At 57.1% G+C, this 14,547-nt stretch carries 17 protein-coding genes, 1 tRNA gene and 1 pseudogene; 9 read left to right on the top strand and 10 right to left on the bottom strand.

Annotated elements, in window-relative coordinates; genetic code table 11:
- Positions 1-220: 220 nt before the first annotated feature.
- The 4 genes from ACZZ0K_RS22545 to ACZZ0K_RS22530 all read left to right on the top strand — a co-directional run bounded on the left by ACZZ0K_RS22545 (position 221) and on the right by ACZZ0K_RS22530 (position 2,433).
- Complete coding sequence (locus tag ACZZ0K_RS22545) at positions 221-967, top strand: 2OG-Fe dioxygenase family protein (RefSeq protein WP_041477502.1); 747 nt, start codon at positions 221-223, stop codon at positions 965-967.
- 79 nt (positions 968-1,046) lie between these two features.
- Entirely contained in the window at positions 1,047-1,424 is a 378-nt protein-coding gene (locus tag ACZZ0K_RS22540; RefSeq protein WP_016986309.1) for a GNAT family N-acetyltransferase, read from the top strand.
- Positions 1,421-2,137 (top strand): AzlC family ABC transporter permease, encoded by a 717-nt coding sequence (locus tag ACZZ0K_RS22535; RefSeq protein ID WP_016772152.1) that lies wholly within the window; start codon positions 1,421-1,423, stop codon positions 2,135-2,137. Before ACZZ0K_RS22540 ends, ACZZ0K_RS22535 begins: the two co-directional genes overlap by 4 nt.
- Positions 2,116-2,433 (top strand): AzlD domain-containing protein, encoded by a 318-nt coding sequence (locus ACZZ0K_RS22530; protein ID WP_024011198.1) that lies wholly within the window; start codon positions 2,116-2,118, stop codon positions 2,431-2,433. Before ACZZ0K_RS22535 ends, ACZZ0K_RS22530 begins: the two co-directional genes overlap by 22 nt.
- Here the strand turns inward: ACZZ0K_RS22530 and ACZZ0K_RS22525 are convergent.
- Positions 2,350-3,276: a LysR family transcriptional regulator gene (locus tag ACZZ0K_RS22525; protein WP_122611119.1), complete on the bottom strand. Its 927-nt coding sequence runs from the start codon at positions 3,274-3,276 to the stop codon at positions 2,350-2,352. The genes ACZZ0K_RS22530 and ACZZ0K_RS22525 overlap by 84 nt on opposite strands.
- Before the next feature lie 468 nt (positions 3,277-3,744).
- On the opposite strand from ACZZ0K_RS22525, the gene ACZZ0K_RS22520 reads away from it, so the two are divergent.
- The 3 genes from ACZZ0K_RS22520 (at position 3,745) to ACZZ0K_RS22510 (ending at position 5,339) form a co-directional block, all read left to right on the top strand.
- Positions 3,745-4,035 carry a type II toxin-antitoxin system RelB/DinJ family antitoxin gene (locus ACZZ0K_RS22520; RefSeq protein ID WP_056787159.1) on the top strand — a complete coding sequence of 97 codons (291 nt, stop codon included), beginning with the start codon at positions 3,745-3,747 and terminating at the stop codon, positions 4,033-4,035.
- A gap of 219 nt (positions 4,036-4,254) precedes the next feature.
- Positions 4,255-4,662, top strand: coding sequence for an MbcA/ParS/Xre antitoxin family protein (locus ACZZ0K_RS22515; protein ID WP_150637943.1), 408 nt, complete (start codon positions 4,255-4,257; stop codon positions 4,660-4,662).
- An 11-nt stretch (positions 4,663-4,673) separates the two neighbouring features.
- A complete protein-coding gene (locus ACZZ0K_RS22510; protein ID WP_374046342.1) occupies positions 4,674-5,339 on the top strand; it encodes an RES family NAD+ phosphorylase in 666 nt (221 codons plus the stop codon).
- Here ACZZ0K_RS22510 and ACZZ0K_RS22505 read toward each other — a convergent pair.
- Positions 5,330-6,127: a lipopolysaccharide biosynthesis protein gene (locus ACZZ0K_RS22505; RefSeq protein ID WP_236168222.1), complete on the bottom strand. Its 798-nt coding sequence runs from the start codon at positions 6,125-6,127 to the stop codon at positions 5,330-5,332. The genes ACZZ0K_RS22510 and ACZZ0K_RS22505 overlap by 10 nt on opposite strands.
- Positions 6,128-6,460: 333 nt before the next feature.
- A complete protein-coding gene (locus tag ACZZ0K_RS22500; protein ID WP_236168269.1) occupies positions 6,461-6,505 on the bottom strand; it encodes a hypothetical protein in 45 nt (14 codons plus the stop codon).
- Positions 6,506-6,524: 19 nt separating this feature from the next.
- Here ACZZ0K_RS22500 and ACZZ0K_RS22495 point away from each other — a divergent pair.
- Positions 6,525-6,638 (top strand): annotated as a pseudogene (locus ACZZ0K_RS22495) (helix-turn-helix domain-containing protein); the annotation flags it as partial.
- Positions 6,639-6,896: 258 nt separating this feature from the next.
- On the opposite strand, the gene ACZZ0K_RS22490 reads toward ACZZ0K_RS22495, so the two are convergent.
- The 7 genes from ACZZ0K_RS22490 to ACZZ0K_RS22460 all read right to left on the bottom strand — a co-directional run bounded on the left by ACZZ0K_RS22490 (position 6,897) and on the right by ACZZ0K_RS22460 (position 12,601).
- Positions 6,897-7,763, bottom strand: a complete 867-nt coding sequence (locus ACZZ0K_RS22490; protein ID WP_258707457.1) for a hypothetical protein — start codon at positions 7,761-7,763, stop codon at positions 6,897-6,899.
- 118 nt (positions 7,764-7,881) lie between these two features.
- Positions 7,882-7,957 (bottom strand) — tRNA-Thr (locus ACZZ0K_RS22485).
- A gap of 429 nt (positions 7,958-8,386) precedes the next feature.
- Positions 8,387-9,622, bottom strand: coding sequence for an SAM-dependent methyltransferase (locus ACZZ0K_RS22480; protein ID WP_258707458.1), 1,236 nt, complete (start codon positions 9,620-9,622; stop codon positions 8,387-8,389).
- Entirely contained in the window at positions 9,603-10,292 is a 690-nt protein-coding gene (locus ACZZ0K_RS22475; RefSeq protein WP_016772145.1) for an ABC transporter permease, read from the bottom strand. Before ACZZ0K_RS22475 ends, ACZZ0K_RS22480 begins: the two co-directional genes overlap by 20 nt.
- Complete coding sequence (locus ACZZ0K_RS22470; RefSeq protein WP_258707459.1) at positions 10,289-10,984, bottom strand: ABC transporter permease; 696 nt, start codon at positions 10,982-10,984, stop codon at positions 10,289-10,291. The genes ACZZ0K_RS22475 and ACZZ0K_RS22470 overlap by 4 nt, the downstream gene beginning before the upstream one ends.
- Before the next feature lie 77 nt (positions 10,985-11,061).
- Positions 11,062-11,814: an ABC transporter substrate-binding protein gene (locus tag ACZZ0K_RS22465; RefSeq protein WP_095181077.1), complete on the bottom strand. Its 753-nt coding sequence runs from the start codon at positions 11,812-11,814 to the stop codon at positions 11,062-11,064.
- Between the two features lie 13 nt (positions 11,815-11,827).
- Positions 11,828-12,601 (bottom strand): ABC transporter ATP-binding protein, encoded by a 774-nt coding sequence (locus ACZZ0K_RS22460; RefSeq protein ID WP_236168220.1) that lies wholly within the window; start codon positions 12,599-12,601, stop codon positions 11,828-11,830.
- A gap of 543 nt (positions 12,602-13,144) precedes the next feature.
- Here ACZZ0K_RS22460 and gabP point away from each other — a divergent pair.
- On the top strand, positions 13,145-14,536 hold the full coding sequence (gene gabP, locus ACZZ0K_RS22455) for a GABA permease (RefSeq protein WP_016772141.1): 1,392 nt from the start codon (positions 13,145-13,147) through the stop codon (positions 14,534-14,536).
- The last annotated feature ends 11 nt before the right edge of the window (positions 14,537-14,547 follow it).

Below are 14,547 nucleotides of genomic sequence, written 5' to 3'. Positions count from 1 at the left end.
CTGTAAGAAAAATGAGAAAACCCCGATTCGTTCGGGGTTTTTTTTCGCCGGTTTTTCAGCGAAAACCGCAAATAACCGGTGTTCTTGTCATGTAAAAGTCGTTTTTCAAGCGCTGCAGATTCCGTTTCAAGCAGTGCTTCAAATGCCTGAAATTCTTTCTCATGGACGCAAATTCTCCACCCAATAGATTAGGGCGTTCAACGCAGCGGAGAATTTGGTAATGATCGTTTTGAACAGAGAAGTGGGCGAATCGCTACGGCGCGACAAGTTTGTCAACGTCCAGGGTGGTGACTTCAATCTCTACGGTCATTTTGCCGACTTCGTCAGACTGACCAAAAGTTGGGAAAACATGGAGCCAGACAGCTACTACGGTCAGGCCGAAGCCGGCATGCGTTATCGTCGTTACAGCGACTTTGAATACAACCCGAAAACTCGCGAGCTCAAGCAACTTGAGCATCGCGCCTATGTGCAATCGAAAGAGAACAACGCTTACGTCGGTGGCGTGGTGCGCCACTTCCAGGACTTTTCCGAGGAAGTGATCTCCTCGCCGGTGATGCGCAGCCTGATCGACACCGATTTCGAAGTGTACAAAAGTGTCCTGCCGGAAGAGTTGCACGATGAAATCTGGCAGTGCCAGATCCATCAGATCCGCATCGAGATCAAACCCGGCAAACAGCTGGAAATCACTCCTGAAGGTATTCATTGCGACGGCTATCCGTTCAGCGGTGTGCACTTCTGGGGCCGCAGTAACGTAGAGGGTGCCGAGAGTCGACTGTACGACATCCACGAGCATCAACTGGCGGCGACCACCTACGAGGAAATTCTCGATACCACCTTCTTCCTCGATCGCGACATGCGCCACTACGTGACCCCGGCGCGCAATACCCACACCCATGCCATGGCGTACCGGCAGATTCTGGCGATTTCCTTCTCGCGGCCCGGGACCGCTTTCGACATTGTTCGCTAATCAGATCACCCCAATCGACGGCGTCGAGTGCTCGACGCCAGTGGTACTGCGCCGCGCCACCGCCAAGGATGCGCAACGCATGGAGCGCTTCTTCCGCCAGTTCGACGAAGTGTCGTTCTGCGAATGGCAGGACGCCAAATGCCTGCGCGGCGTGTTGATCCAGAAAACCACCACGGCGTATCTGGCGTTCGATGTGGCTGGCGAGATCGTCGGCGCGGTGCTCGGCGGCATGCTCGGCAGTCGCGGCACGATCAATCATCTGGCCGTGAGCCCGCGCTACCGCAGCCAGGGCGTGGGCCAGCGTCTGGTTGAAGCAGCGTCGTCCGACATGAAACGGGTCGGGGTGCTGCGGATGTTTCTGTTCGTCGACGATGCTAACCTCGCGGGCAAGCGATTCTGGGCTGCCCAGGGTTTTTGCGAGCCTCACGGCGAACGAACATTTGAGAGGGATCTATGAATGAAAGGTCCGGCAGCGCGCCGCTGATGGCGACTCATCAGCCGTCGCGCACGTTTGCCGAAGCCAGCCCGGTGGTCGCCGGGTATTTCACCGTGTCGTTTGTCTTCGGGCTGATGGCGGTCAACGCCGGCCTGCCGATGTGGCTGCCAGTAGCGATGTGCTTGTTCGTCTATGCCGGCGCTTCGCAGTTCGCCGCGCTGGCGCTGATCTCCAGCGGCGCCTCGCTGACCACCATTGTGCTGACCACTTTCCTGATCAATGCGCGGCACATGCTGATGTCGGTGTACATGGCCAAGGCCCTGCGCGCCCTTGGCTTGAGCCGCATGGAGCGTTGGGCTTACGCCGGTGGCCTGACGGATGAATCCTTCGCCTTTCATAGCGTCAAGCTCGGCACGGGCGCACCGGTCAATGTGCGTTACCTGATCGGCTTCAACCTGTTCTGCCACACCTCGTGGGTGCTCGGCGGTTTGCTCGGTGCGGTCTGCGCGCAGTACGCGGCGCACTTGATCAAATATCAGCTCGACTACGCGCTGACGGCGATGATGCTTTACGTGCTGGTCTCGCTGTGCAACACGCGCAACAAACTGATTGCCGCCGCTGCCGCCGTGGTCTGCATGGGGGCGCTGAGCCTGATCGGCAGTTCGCCCTTCAACGTATTTATCGCCACGTTTGTGGGCTGCGGAGTGGGTGTATGCCTGACCAAACGTTCCTGATTCTGGTGGTGGTGCTGATGATGGCCGTGACCTTCCTGCCGCGCGCCTTGCCACTGCAGATCAACACCGAACACTGGCCGCCCTTCGTGGCGCGGGCGCTGGAATATCTGCCGGTGGCGATCGTCGCTGCGATCAGCCTCACACCCCTGTTGATCAAGGATCGGCAGATCCAGCTCGATCGCCCGGAATTCTATGCTGCGATTCCGACGTTGCTATGTGCGTATTTCAGCAAAAACCTCTTTCTCAGTGTGGCGGTGGGGACGGCTGCGTACATTGCGCTCGGCTCGTTCATGTAGCGGCAGATCAACGACGTCGTTCAGCGCCTGGTGCGACAGCTCCGGATTGTTTACCGCCAGGCGCACTTCGAGGAAATCCTCGAAACCGGGAAAAATCGTCAGACCGTTCTTCTGCGCCGCTTCACGCGAGACCATGCCGACCGCATCCATCTGCGTGATCAACGACAGCGTCAGGGTTTCGCTGCAGGAATAGACCATGCGCTGGCCGTTCTCGTGATTGCCCAGCCCGGCGTCGAGAAACCGCAAGAAGCTGTGGGAATACGGACAATCTTCCGCAGGACGCACCTGAAACTTGTTGCCCAGCAAAGTCAGCGGATCGTTTTCCTGACCGCAATGCGCACCGACCACCTGCACCTGCACCTCCGGCAGCACGATACTCGGCAGCCCCGGCCGCTGCGGGCCGATCAGCACGGCAAGGTCGAAATCTTCGTTCTTCAGCTTGCTGAGATTTTCCATCGACTCGGCGTAGCTGAATTCCATCTGGTAATCGGGAAACACCTCAATCAGGCGTCCGATCATGCGTCGGTTGAAATCAGGCGACAGGGTGTTGTTCAACGCCACCTTCAACGTGCGCTGCCCGGGCACCTTCAGCGCCTCGACCTTTTCTTCCATCTGTCGCGTGGCGATCAACACTTTGTCGATGTAAGGCGTGAGCTCCGTACCTTGCGGCGTCAGCGTCAGGCCCTTGTTGGAGCGGCGAAACAAGCGGAAACCGAACTGCTCTTCGACCTTGTTCAACTGTGCGGCCAACGCCTGCACGGTCAGGCACGAATGCTCGGCTGCGGCCGACAACGAGCCGGTCTGCACGATGCGCATGAGGTTGCGTAAGGTTCTGCTATCCATGGGTAATGCCCTCTGAAGTGGGCTGGGTATTGTTGTTTACGAAACGACCGAAACGGCGCCATATGCTGGCTATATTCCTGCACCTGAGCATAGTTGTCGCGGATTTAGTAGCGAATTGATTTCCCCGCCGATGGCTGGAGGCTGACAGAGGATCGGGGTTTTTGGTGAAGTGGGGGTGATGAAGGTCAAAAAAGTGCGTGGTTTTGGTGCGCGGGGAGATTTTTTTCGAAGAGAAACAGCTTACATCTTCCTAGCTTTTTGCCTGCGTCATACGCAGATAGGTCTCAGGTAAAGTAACGATTCAGCTGATAGCGCCCAACAGTCAAAGGAGTTGAAATGGATGTCTGGCATGCGAGCCATGGTGGTAGATAACCACCTATCAACTTCGCATTGACCCACAAAGATCACTCCGAACACAATGCAGAGGTAGCGCTGATGTAGCTACAAAACCACGATGAGGTAATTGAAATGGCTGCACTACTGAAAACTACCGATGTGCGCTGCCGCATTGATGAGGATTTGAAAGCGCGTGCCACTGAAGTCTTGAACGCTTGCGGGCTGAGCATTAGCGACGCCATGCGACTTTTTCTGCGACAGGTTGTTGCTACTCAGGGGCTTCCCTTCGAGGTGCGAGTTCCATCGGAGAAGACGGCCCGCGCAATGATGGAAGCACGAGAAATCCGTCAGCGTTTCGACTCGATAGACGACATGCTGAGGAATGCTGATGGCGAAACAGGAGAAAACGCAAAAACGCGCTGATCGGCCTAAACAGTGTGCACAGACTTCTGAATTCAAGAAGTCTTGGGATCGTTTAGGGAGTCATTCAGAACTGTTTAAATAGCGCAGAAAAACATAAGCCGGCTTAACTCCGGCTTCTGTGCGTGTGATTGTTACGATTCGTTCATTTGTGTATCAAAACGCTAAAAAATTACAGTTATGTACTAGTCTTCAGCTAAGACAAAAAATCAGGAGGCGTCTATGCCTACCTCATCCCCAGCTCTCACCCCACGCGAACAACTCGACGCCCCCGAAGCCGGCCGCGTCGCGCTGAAGTTCTTCTTTAACCTCATGGAGCGCTGGGGCTGCAGCGCTGAGCAGCAACGCACATTGCTGGGCGGTGTCGGTAACACCACCTTCTATAAATACAAACACCTGCCGAACGTACGTCTGCCTAACGATACCCTTGAGCGCATCTCTTATCTGATGGGCATTCACAAGGCGCTGAGCATCATCTTCAGCAATAGCCGTGAGCGCGCCTACAAGTGGGTCAGCAGCCCGAACACTGCGGCACCGTTCAATGGCAAAACCGCCCTGGATTACATGCTGGCGGGCCGAGTGGTCGATATCGCCGATGTGCGCCGCTACCTCGACGGAGTGCGCGGTTGAAAGCGCCGGCGCTGGTCGACGTGCCATGGCCACGCGCCTATCGCATCGTCAACAGCAGCTTCCCGCCGATTGCGCTGTTCGAAGACGTCCTCGACCCCGAGGACCTCGAAGTTGCCTACGCCATCGAAGCGCTGACCAATGATCGCCTGATCGAACAGGCCGGCGTCCTTGCCCGCGTACGTCCCGAAGATCGCCTGTCCGGCCCCGGTTCCAGCCCGGTGATGGCCGCGTTCACTCACGTCGGCAAACGCAGCCGTTTCAGTGACGGCACCTTCGGCGTCTATTACGCCGCCAGCAGCCAGGCTGCGGCCATCGCTGAAACCTGTTTTCACCAGGAACGCTTTCTCGCGGCGACCCAGGAAGCCGATCTCGAATTGACCATGCGTACTTACATCAATCAGGTGATCAAGCCGCTGCATGATGTCCGCCATGGCTTTGATCACTTGCATCAGCCTGATCCTGAAGCCTATGGCCCATCACAGCTGTTCGCGCGGCAACTGCGCGATGCCGAGTCGTGGGGCTTGCTCTATAACAGCGTGAGGTTGCCTGGGCATGAATGCGTTGCAGCGTTCCGTCCGCCGGCGGTATCGATTCCGAAGCAGGGCAAGCATTTGCGCTATGTCTGGAGCGCAAGTGAGGGCAGAATTTCGTTTGTGTTCGAGGTCAGTCAGGTCTGAATTATCGCTTTGACTTCGTCGAGTGTTTTGACCGGAATGACGCCGGAAGGAATTCGCGAAGAGGGCGACAAGTTGTAAACGGCAAACTCTTTGCCGACGACTTTGTCGGACATGAGTTTCAGAGATGGAAGTATTCTGGAATGAAAATGCTGATCCAGACCGCACGGCGAGATAGAGCTTCCATCAGTCTCGTAAAAGCGCCCCGCGGACTGGTTCATATCCGCTCCCACCAAAATCACCTTTGAAAAGCCTGCGTGATAGGCAAGTTGGAGTGCGAGATACAAGACTGTGCGGGCATCAAAAAAACCATGGGCCAGGTTTTTGCTGAACCCGATACTGCGGTTTCGACTACCCCAAACAGCTCGATTACGTACCAGATCCTGGTTGTTGCGCAGTAGCCATTCAGTCAAGGTTGGTTTGGGCGCTTTCTTGAGCAAATAGAGATCACCTGTCGGTTCAACAATCAGTTCCTGAGCCTGGTTAGCCCACACAGCTACACGCTGACTAGTGCGCATCGCATAGGCAAACAGTTCAGGTTGTTGTAGCGAAAAACTGGTATCGGTGCATGCGTAGAAGAACGGCTTTATGCCTGTTCCCATGAACATGGATATCGCGCCGTTCACCGTGATCATCGGGATGTCGGCAAACTGTTCAATGGGAAAATCTTTCGCGGAGCTGCCCGAAACGATGATGAATGCAGCGCCGTGAGCGATATTTCGGCAGTCAGCAAAGTCCCTGACGTGGAGGGGAAGTGGGGAGGCATTTGGCGTTCTTGATGTCGAGTTCATCGATGGTCTCTAGGTCCATGTCATGCGTTCAGTCCGTTGTGCTGACGTGATGAAGCGAGATGACTCTTCCACAGCGCCGCGCTTTGTAAGTGAGTGTTGCGCTCGGCGTTAGTTCCCAGTTGGCTGCTGGGCAGCCCATGCGTTGGCCAAGAACGCTCCAGTGGCTGGCGGGTTATCTGGATAGATGCAGGAGGGAAGTCGGATATGTCCCCGCACCAAGGGACCTTGAGGAAGGCCGGCATGTTTTCGGCAGGCCTGAAATGCAAAAAGCCCTCGCATCAAGGAGGGCTTCGAATGGCGGTTTGCATCGATGCCTTTCTGGTGGCGAATCCATTACTTCACCACATCATCGATCAATGCCTTGCTTAGCTCGTGCAGATACTGCGAGGCATAAGCGCGGACTTTGCAGGATTGGGAGCAGGGGCGCAGGCAACCGACGGGTGCAGCGCAGACTCTCTTGCGGGTCGCAAGTCAGCATCCTGAGGCGTTGCGGGATTTGCATATTGCTTGATACCACTAAGGCCTTTGGCCTGACCTCTGCAATACAAAACGAAGCCCCTGCATTTTTGCAGGGCTTCGTTTTGTATGGCGTCAGCACTAAAATCGTAAAAAATGAATTCAGGTTGCGACTCTGTCATTTTTTGAAAAACGTGGTCTGTCCCCAATTCTGCTAATTTTCTTCCGTTTCGTCTGGAGGGGCGTCTCTCAATGCGCGCACACTCCCAACGGCATTAAAAACAAGCTCTCTCAGGCCACAAAGCTCGTTTACTCATGGCCACCTTCGTGAACCCACAGCGTTACGTTCAGTGCTCAAGTTACGAGCGAATCGGTTCCAGCGAATGGTTAAATATCCAGAACACGCGACGGCCAGAGCTGCCGCGATCGCCAGCATCGGCGCAAGGATTTCCCAACGATTCTGCAACTCCAATCCTTCAACCATTAGCGCCATCAGCTGGGTTCCGCCGGTGTACGAGCCTATGGCCACAAACACTGATACAACTCGTGGTGTTCCGAAGTCCTGCGGCGTGACCACAGCAACCGCGAACATCACGCTCAAACAAAACATCATCCACGCGCTCAGGCCCTGGAACGCGGGCTTTAAATATCGAATGTATGGCGATTTGGGCAGAGTCAGGTCTGTATAGGTAACGTGCGAGATCCCTGCTATGCGCGCTCGCACGCTGTAAACAGGCTTTTTACCTGAGGTGATTATATTTAGTGAGACAGAGTCACCGGAATTCGAGAGGTGCGGTGCGATGCGAACAATACGGTCAGTGGTGGATATCTCCACTGGTATATCGCTAGGGGAGGTACCAGTGATCCTGGCTGTTATGACCTGGGCACCATCCTCGACTGTGATTTCGATCGGCTTGTCGAAATCCTTACTCAGTACCGACTTGGAGCCGGTATTTACCAGTTCTACCGTCGTGGAGTAGGGGGATTCGAGCTTTTTCCCGTCAAGCATCAGCTGAAGATCGTGAATCTGGGAGGCAGGCTCTAGAGAAATGATGGAGTTAAGTCGAAGCTCCATACTTTTTGAGGACGGATCGGACTGCCAGACCACTGGAACCACGACGCCTAGAATGGTTACTGCCAAAGTAACAAGAAACTTCCAGTCCAGAAATCGCCAAGTCATAGCAGTAACTCTCCTTCATCCTGAAGCGTGACGGGGGCCATTCAGAGCCTTGTTACGTGGCTTGTTACGTATCTCAGATAAACAAAAGGCCCGCATTGCTGCGAGCCCTTGTTTTATATGGTGCCGGCACCAGGAGTCGAACCCGGGACCTACTGATTACAAGTCAGTTGCTCTACCAACTGAGCTATACCGGCGTGTGGGCGACGATTATAGCGATTGGGTAGATCCTGTAAACCCCTGAATTCAGACTATTTTTGCATTCCGGAAAAATCAGGCCCAGCGCAAATTTATGCGCTGCTTTTGTACCTCGCGCGTAGTAAGACATTTATACAGGGCGTACGGGTCAGCTTCGGCTTTCATGACCCCACAATTATTCACTCGGCTAGCCCAATATTCGTCGGTTATGTCGTTTTGATTGGCAGCTTATGCACAACTGAGGGGCGCGGATACTGGCTTATGCGAGGTGTTGTGAACCCATTCTTATCTTGTTCGCAAATCCCTGTTTTACAGGTTTTTTATTCATGTGAACAAAAAATGACCAGTGTTGTTAACGCGACGAAACAGGCGCAGATATTGGATCCACGGCAAATCCATCAACAGAGTTATCCACAGGCTGTAACGTTTTAAGCGCGTTCGGCGAGCAGCAGTAGGTTACGGGGTGTGAGTGAGGTGTCGCAAAAGGTGCCGAGGCGTACGACGTATCCCTGTTCTGCGAGGAAAAGCGCCCGATCCAGATTCAGCCAGAGCTCCAGCGATCGCCGGAACAATCCGCGAAGCAATTCCAGGTTGCGAACTTCGGCCAACCGCTGCCAACCGGCTGTTTCGAGTGCGGGCCAATCTGGCTCGCGGATTGTGGATAACTCTTTGAGCACAGCCAGATCGCGACAGTAATCGGCGAACGGTTTGTCCAGCCAGGCGCTGGGCAGGGAGGGCGTTGGCAGGTATTCATCGACGCCGCGCACTTGCCGTTGCAGCAGGTCAAAAGCCAGGCGACGAGCCATCGATGTGTCACGCTGGCGCCGGACGCGCGCACCGGCGGTGACGGTTTCGTTCATCGGCAGCGCCAGATCTTCCAGCGAGAGCTGTAGAAGCGATGCCGATCCTGCGCAGGACAAGGCCTGGTATTCGTTACGACTGATGCGGTTGTAACAGCACGGTGCGATCGCCATTTGCTGGCAGCCGGCAGCACTGGCCAAATGCATCAAGCGCACGTGCAGATCACCGCATGCGTGGAGGGCGACGGGGGTGTGGGCGGCGTTCAATACGGCCGGGGCGTCTGCCGCGAGTACATCCTGTTCGACATGCAGGGCGTGCAAGTGATGACGCTGACTCAGTGCCTGACCGCTGGCGACCAATAAAGGATCGTATTCAACGCAAGTCAGTTGCTGCCCCGACCCCATTAAGCGCCGTCCCAAGTGCCCTTTGCCTGAACACCAATCCAACCAATGCGTCGGTGGCGAAGCGAAAGACAAACGACTGGCAAACGCTTCAATCTGCTGCCACTTGCGCCCGGGCACATCGACATTCAAGCGATGCCCGGCAGCCTCAAGCGCATGCCCCGGCAACTCACCGACCGCACTCAACTCTGCCGACAACTTCGCCAATGAAGCGAACGGCTCTGGCGCATCGACAAGATCAGCAGGATGGTTATGCGCGCGTTCTGCATCTTCCAGCGATCGCTTGCGCAGCCACGCAGACAACTCCGGGTAGGACGCTTCCCATGGAAGTTGTAGGTGAGTGAACGGTCGAGGTTTCCACAGCGCCTGATGCTCAATCAGAAAAGCATCCAGCGCGGTGAAGCGGGCGAGTAAGTCCTCGCCCGTCAGCACGCAGGAAGTGTCAGCGGCCTTGGCAGGCATCGACGCGCAGCCAGCGCTCCAGCAGCTTGAAGCCGCGTACCAGCACGTAAGCCATGACCAGATAGAACACGCCGGCGGCGAAGAAGATCTCCACCGGCAGATAAGTGCGGGCGATGATCGTGCGTGCCATGCCGGTCAGTTCCAGCAGGGTCACGGTGCTGGCCAGGGCGCTGGCCTTGAGCATCAGGATCACTTCGTTGCTGTAGGCCGGCAGGCCGATGCGCGCAGCACGCGGGAGGATGATGTAGAACATCGCTTTCGGTCTGGACATGCCCAAGGCTCGCGCGGCTTCAATTTCACCGGGTGGAATCGCCTGAATGGCACCGCGCAGAATCTCGGCGATGTACGCCGCTGTGTGCAAGGTCATGGTCACGGTCGCGCACCAGAACGGATCGCGCAGGTAGGGCCACAACGCGCTTTCACGTACGGCGTCGAACTGCGCCAGGCCGTAATAGACCAGGAACAGCTGCACCAGCAACGGCGTGCCCCGGAAAAAGAAGATGTAGGCGTAAGGCAGCGAGCGCACGTACCAGCGCTTCGAAGAGCGGGCGATGCCCAACGGAATGGCGAGCAGCAGGCCGGCAATGACCGCGATGGCGACCAGTTCCAGCGTCAGGGTCGCGCCCTGTGCCAGTTTTGGCAGCCACTTGATGATGACTTCCCAGTTCATTGCGCGCTCCTCGCAAAGCCGCGGGCGGCGCGTTTTTCCAGCAAGTGCATGCCGGTCATCGCCAGCACTGTCAGGCCGAGGTACATGATCGCCGCGACCATATAGAAGGTGAACGGTTGTTTTGACACGGTCACACCGATCTGCGCGTGACGCATGATTTCTTCCAGACCGATGACCGATACCAGCGCGGTGTCTTTCATCAGGATCATGAACAGGTTGCCCAGGCCCGGCAGGGCGATGCGCCACATCTGCGGCATGATCAGCCGGGTGAAAATCCGCCATTTCGACAGGCCCAGGGCCTGGCCGGCTTCACGGTGGCCCTTGGGAATGGCCAGCAGGGCGCCGCGAAACACTTCCGTGGAGTAGGCGCCGAAGCACAGGCCCAGTGCGATCACACCGGCGGCAAAGGCGTTGAGTTGCAGGTCGGGGTTGCCGAAGTACTCACCGAGGGCGCGCATCAGGTTGACCGTACCGAAGTAGATCAACAGCACCCAGAGCAATTCCGGGACGCCGCGCACCAGTGTCGAGTAGGTACCGCCAAGCCATTGCAGCGGCTTGTACGGGGAAGTCTTGGCCAAGGCGCCGAGCAGGCCGAGCACCAGGCCCAGGCACAGGGCGGTGAGGGCCAGTTGGACGGTCATCAGCGCACCAGCGGCGAGCGCCGGGCCGAATCCGTAGAGGTCGATAATCATGGGTTTCTGTTCAAATTGCGGCAGGCAAAGTCGGGAGCCGGCGCCGCTTCATCGCGGCGCCGGTCCCACAGGTCAGATCAATAGATGCTGAACGGGAAGTACTTGTCGTTGATTTTCTTGTAGGTACCGTCAGCGACGATTTCCTTCAGCGCGGCGTTCAGCTTGTTGCGCAGTTCGTTGTCACCCTTGCGCACGGCGATACCGATCTTGTCGCTTTCCACTACCGGGTCGCCCTTGAACTCGTAGTTCTTGCCAGCGTCGGTTTTCAGCCAGTCATAGTTGGCGTACTTGTCGGCGAGGATCGCGTCGACACGACCGGAGGTCAGGTCGAGGTAGGCGTTTTCCTGGGTGTCGTAGAGGCTGACCTTGATATCGTCACCGTAGGTGTCTTCCAGCCAGGTGCCGGCCAGCGTTGCGCGCTGGGTGCCGATGGTCTTGCCCTTGAGCGAGTCCTTGTCGGTTTTGAAGTCGACGTTCTTCGGCGCGATGAACTGCAATTTGTTCGAGTAGTACGGGTCGGTAAAGTCCACTGCGGCTTTGCGATCTTCGGTGATCGACAGCGAGGAAATCAGGAAATCGAACTTCTTCGCGTTCAGCGCCGGAATGATGCCGTCCCAGTCGGAAGTGACGACGGAACATTCGGCTTTCATCTTCGCGCACAGGGCGTCGCCGATTTCCTTGTCGAAGCCGACCACTTGGCCGCTGGCGTCTTTATTGTTGAACGGCGGGTAGGCCGCTTCGATGCCCATCTTCAGGGTTTCAGCCATGGCACCGGCGCTGAACGCGAGGGTGACGGCGGCGGCCAGGAAGACCTTTTTGAAATTCTGCATGCATGTTGCTCCGTTAGCGGTTGCTGGACATGAATTGTTTGCAGCGCGCCGAAAGTGGGTTGTCGAACACCTGCTGTGGCGATCCTTGCTCTTCTATAAGGCCCTGATGAAGGAACACCACTTCGCTGGAAACCTGGCGGGCGAAGCCCATTTCGTGGGTCACGAGCAGCATGGTGCGGCCTTCTTCGGCCAATGCGCGGATGACACTAAGTACTTCCTGAACCATTTCCGGGTCAAGCGCGGAGGTCGGTTCGTCGAACAGGATCACCTTCGGCTGCATCGCCAGCGTGCGGGCGATCGCTGCGCGTTGTTGCTGACCACCGGACAATTGCGCCGGGTAGGCGTGGCGCTTGTCGGCGATGCCGACCTTGGCGAGCAACGCTTCGGCGGCTTCGATGGCTTCGGCCTTGCTCTGGCCGAGCACGCGGCGCGGGGCCTCGATGACGTTGTCGAGCACGCTCATGTGCGGCCACAGATTAAAGTTTTGAAATACAAAACCAATCTCCGAGCGCAGACGATTGATCTGTTTGCCGTCGGCGGCGACCAGTTCGCCGTTCTTCGCGGCTTTAAGCTTGAGTTCTTCACCGGCCACCAGGATCTGGCCCTGGTGCGGGTTTTCCAACAGGTTGATGCAGCGCAGGAACGTGGACTTGCCGGAACCGGAAGAGCCGAGGATCGAGATCACGTCGCCGTCGCGGGCGGTCAGCGAGATGCCTTTGAGCACCTCCAGCTGTCCGTAGCGTTTGTGCAAGTTGCGGATTTCAAGCGCGGGCGTGGCCTCAGCCATGTGCGTTCCTCATATATGTTGCGCTCCTGCTGTTGGCGGGCCTTCCTGGCGAGGCGGCCAAGCTAGCATAGCGTTTCAATGGCAGCCAACAGCGCTACGAGCGGTAAACGGGTGGCATGTGGCGGGTTGTCGCATCGGCGCAGCAGACTGTCGCCCCGTCAACAACCGAACGGGTGTTTGATCGTGCAAACCCGTGGGTGCCGCGTAAAAAAAGGCGCGATGTTGCCAGCTTTGGCGGGGTGTTGGAAGCGCTATCCGGCCGAACGTTCCTTATTCGCCCTTTTTCTGTGCGCCGCACACTTTATCTGTGTGTTTCTGGTGCGCGAATTCGTCTTGAAAGTGAGTCGCCGGGTAACGTTCTGGCGAATAGCCATTAAACTCAAGGACTTGCACCGGATGCCGGAGCCCCCGGCCCTCAAGGACTTGAAACATTTTGGCGCAAATATTGCGTGCAGAATAAGGAACAGGCCGTTGGATTCTTTTTACGAGAAAGAATTTACAGACGCGCCGGACGCACTCGCTTTCCTTGCAAAGGTAGTCTCTATGAGCAGTACCCCAAGCTCCACTGGCCTCGAACAGGGGCTCAAACCGCGTCATGTGACCATGTTGTCGATCGCCGGTGTGATCGGCGCCGGTCTGTTCGTCGGCTCCGGCCACGCCATCGCTGCCGCCGGCCCGGCCGTGCTGCTGGCCTACGCCGCTGCCGGTACTCTGGTGGTGCTGGTGATGCGCATGCTCGGCGAGATGGCCGTGGCTTCGCCGGACACCGGTTCGTTCTCGACTTACGCTGATCGCGCGATCGGTCACTGGGCCGGATTCACCATCGGCTGGCTGTACTGGTGGTTCTGGGTGTTGGTGATTCCGCTGGAAGCCAACGCCGCCGCGACCATCCTGCATGCGTGGTTCCCGGGTGTCGACATTTGGGCTTTCGCGCTGGTGATCACCATGCTGCTGACCGTGACCAACCTGTTCAGCGTGAAGAATTACGGTGAGTTCGAGTTCTGGTTCGCCCTGATCAAGGTGCTTGCGATCATCGGCTTCATCGGCCTCGGCCTTGCAGCGATTTTCGGCTTCCTGCCGACCAGCCAGGTCAGTGGCGTTTCGCACCTGTTCGACAGCGGCGGCTTTCTGCCCAATGGCATGGGTGCTGTGCTGGGCGCGATCCTGACCACCATGTTCTCGTTCATGGGTACCGAAATCGTCACCATCGCAGCGGCGGAATCGAAAGACCCTGGCAAGCAGATTTCCAAAGCGACCAACTCGGTGATCTGGCGGATCGGCCTGTTCTATCTGGTGTCGATTTTCATCGTGGTTGCGCTGGTGCCGTGGAACGATCCTACCTTGGCCAACCTGGGTTCCTACCAGACCGTACTTGAGCGCATGGGCATTCCCAACGCCAAGATGATCGTCGACATCGTCGTACTGGTCGCAGTGACCAGTTGCCTGAACTCGGCGCTGTACACCTCCTCGCGCATGCTCTTTTCCCTCGGCAAGCGCGGCGATGCCCCGGCCATGTCGACCCGCACCAACAAGAGCGGTACGCCTTACTGGGCGGTGATGTTGTCGACCGGCGCAGCGTTTCTCTGCACCTTCGCCAACTATGTGGCTCCGGCCGCGGTGTTTGAATTCCTCCTGGCCAGCTCCGGCGCCATCGCCCTGCTGGTGTACCTGGTGATCGCCTTCTCGCAACTGCGCATGCGCAAGCAGCGCATGGCGCGCGGCGAGAAAATCGTCTTCAGCATGTGGCTGTTCCCGGGTCTGACCTGGGCGGTAATCATCTTCATCGTCGCCGCGCTGACCATCATGCTGTTCCAGGAAGCCCACCGCGTGGAAATCCTTGCCACGGGCCTGCTGAGTCTGATGGTGGTGGCTGCCGGTCTGCTGGTGTCGCGCCGGCGCAAGCTGGAGAAACGTGGTGCGGTGGTGTTGAACTGAGTCGTAACGCG

The sequence above is a fragment of the Pseudomonas sp. AC255 genome (assembly GCF_979258175.1).
The sequence above is the reverse complement of the archived record's forward strand: the minus strand, read 5'-3'. Positions and strand labels throughout refer to the sequence as shown.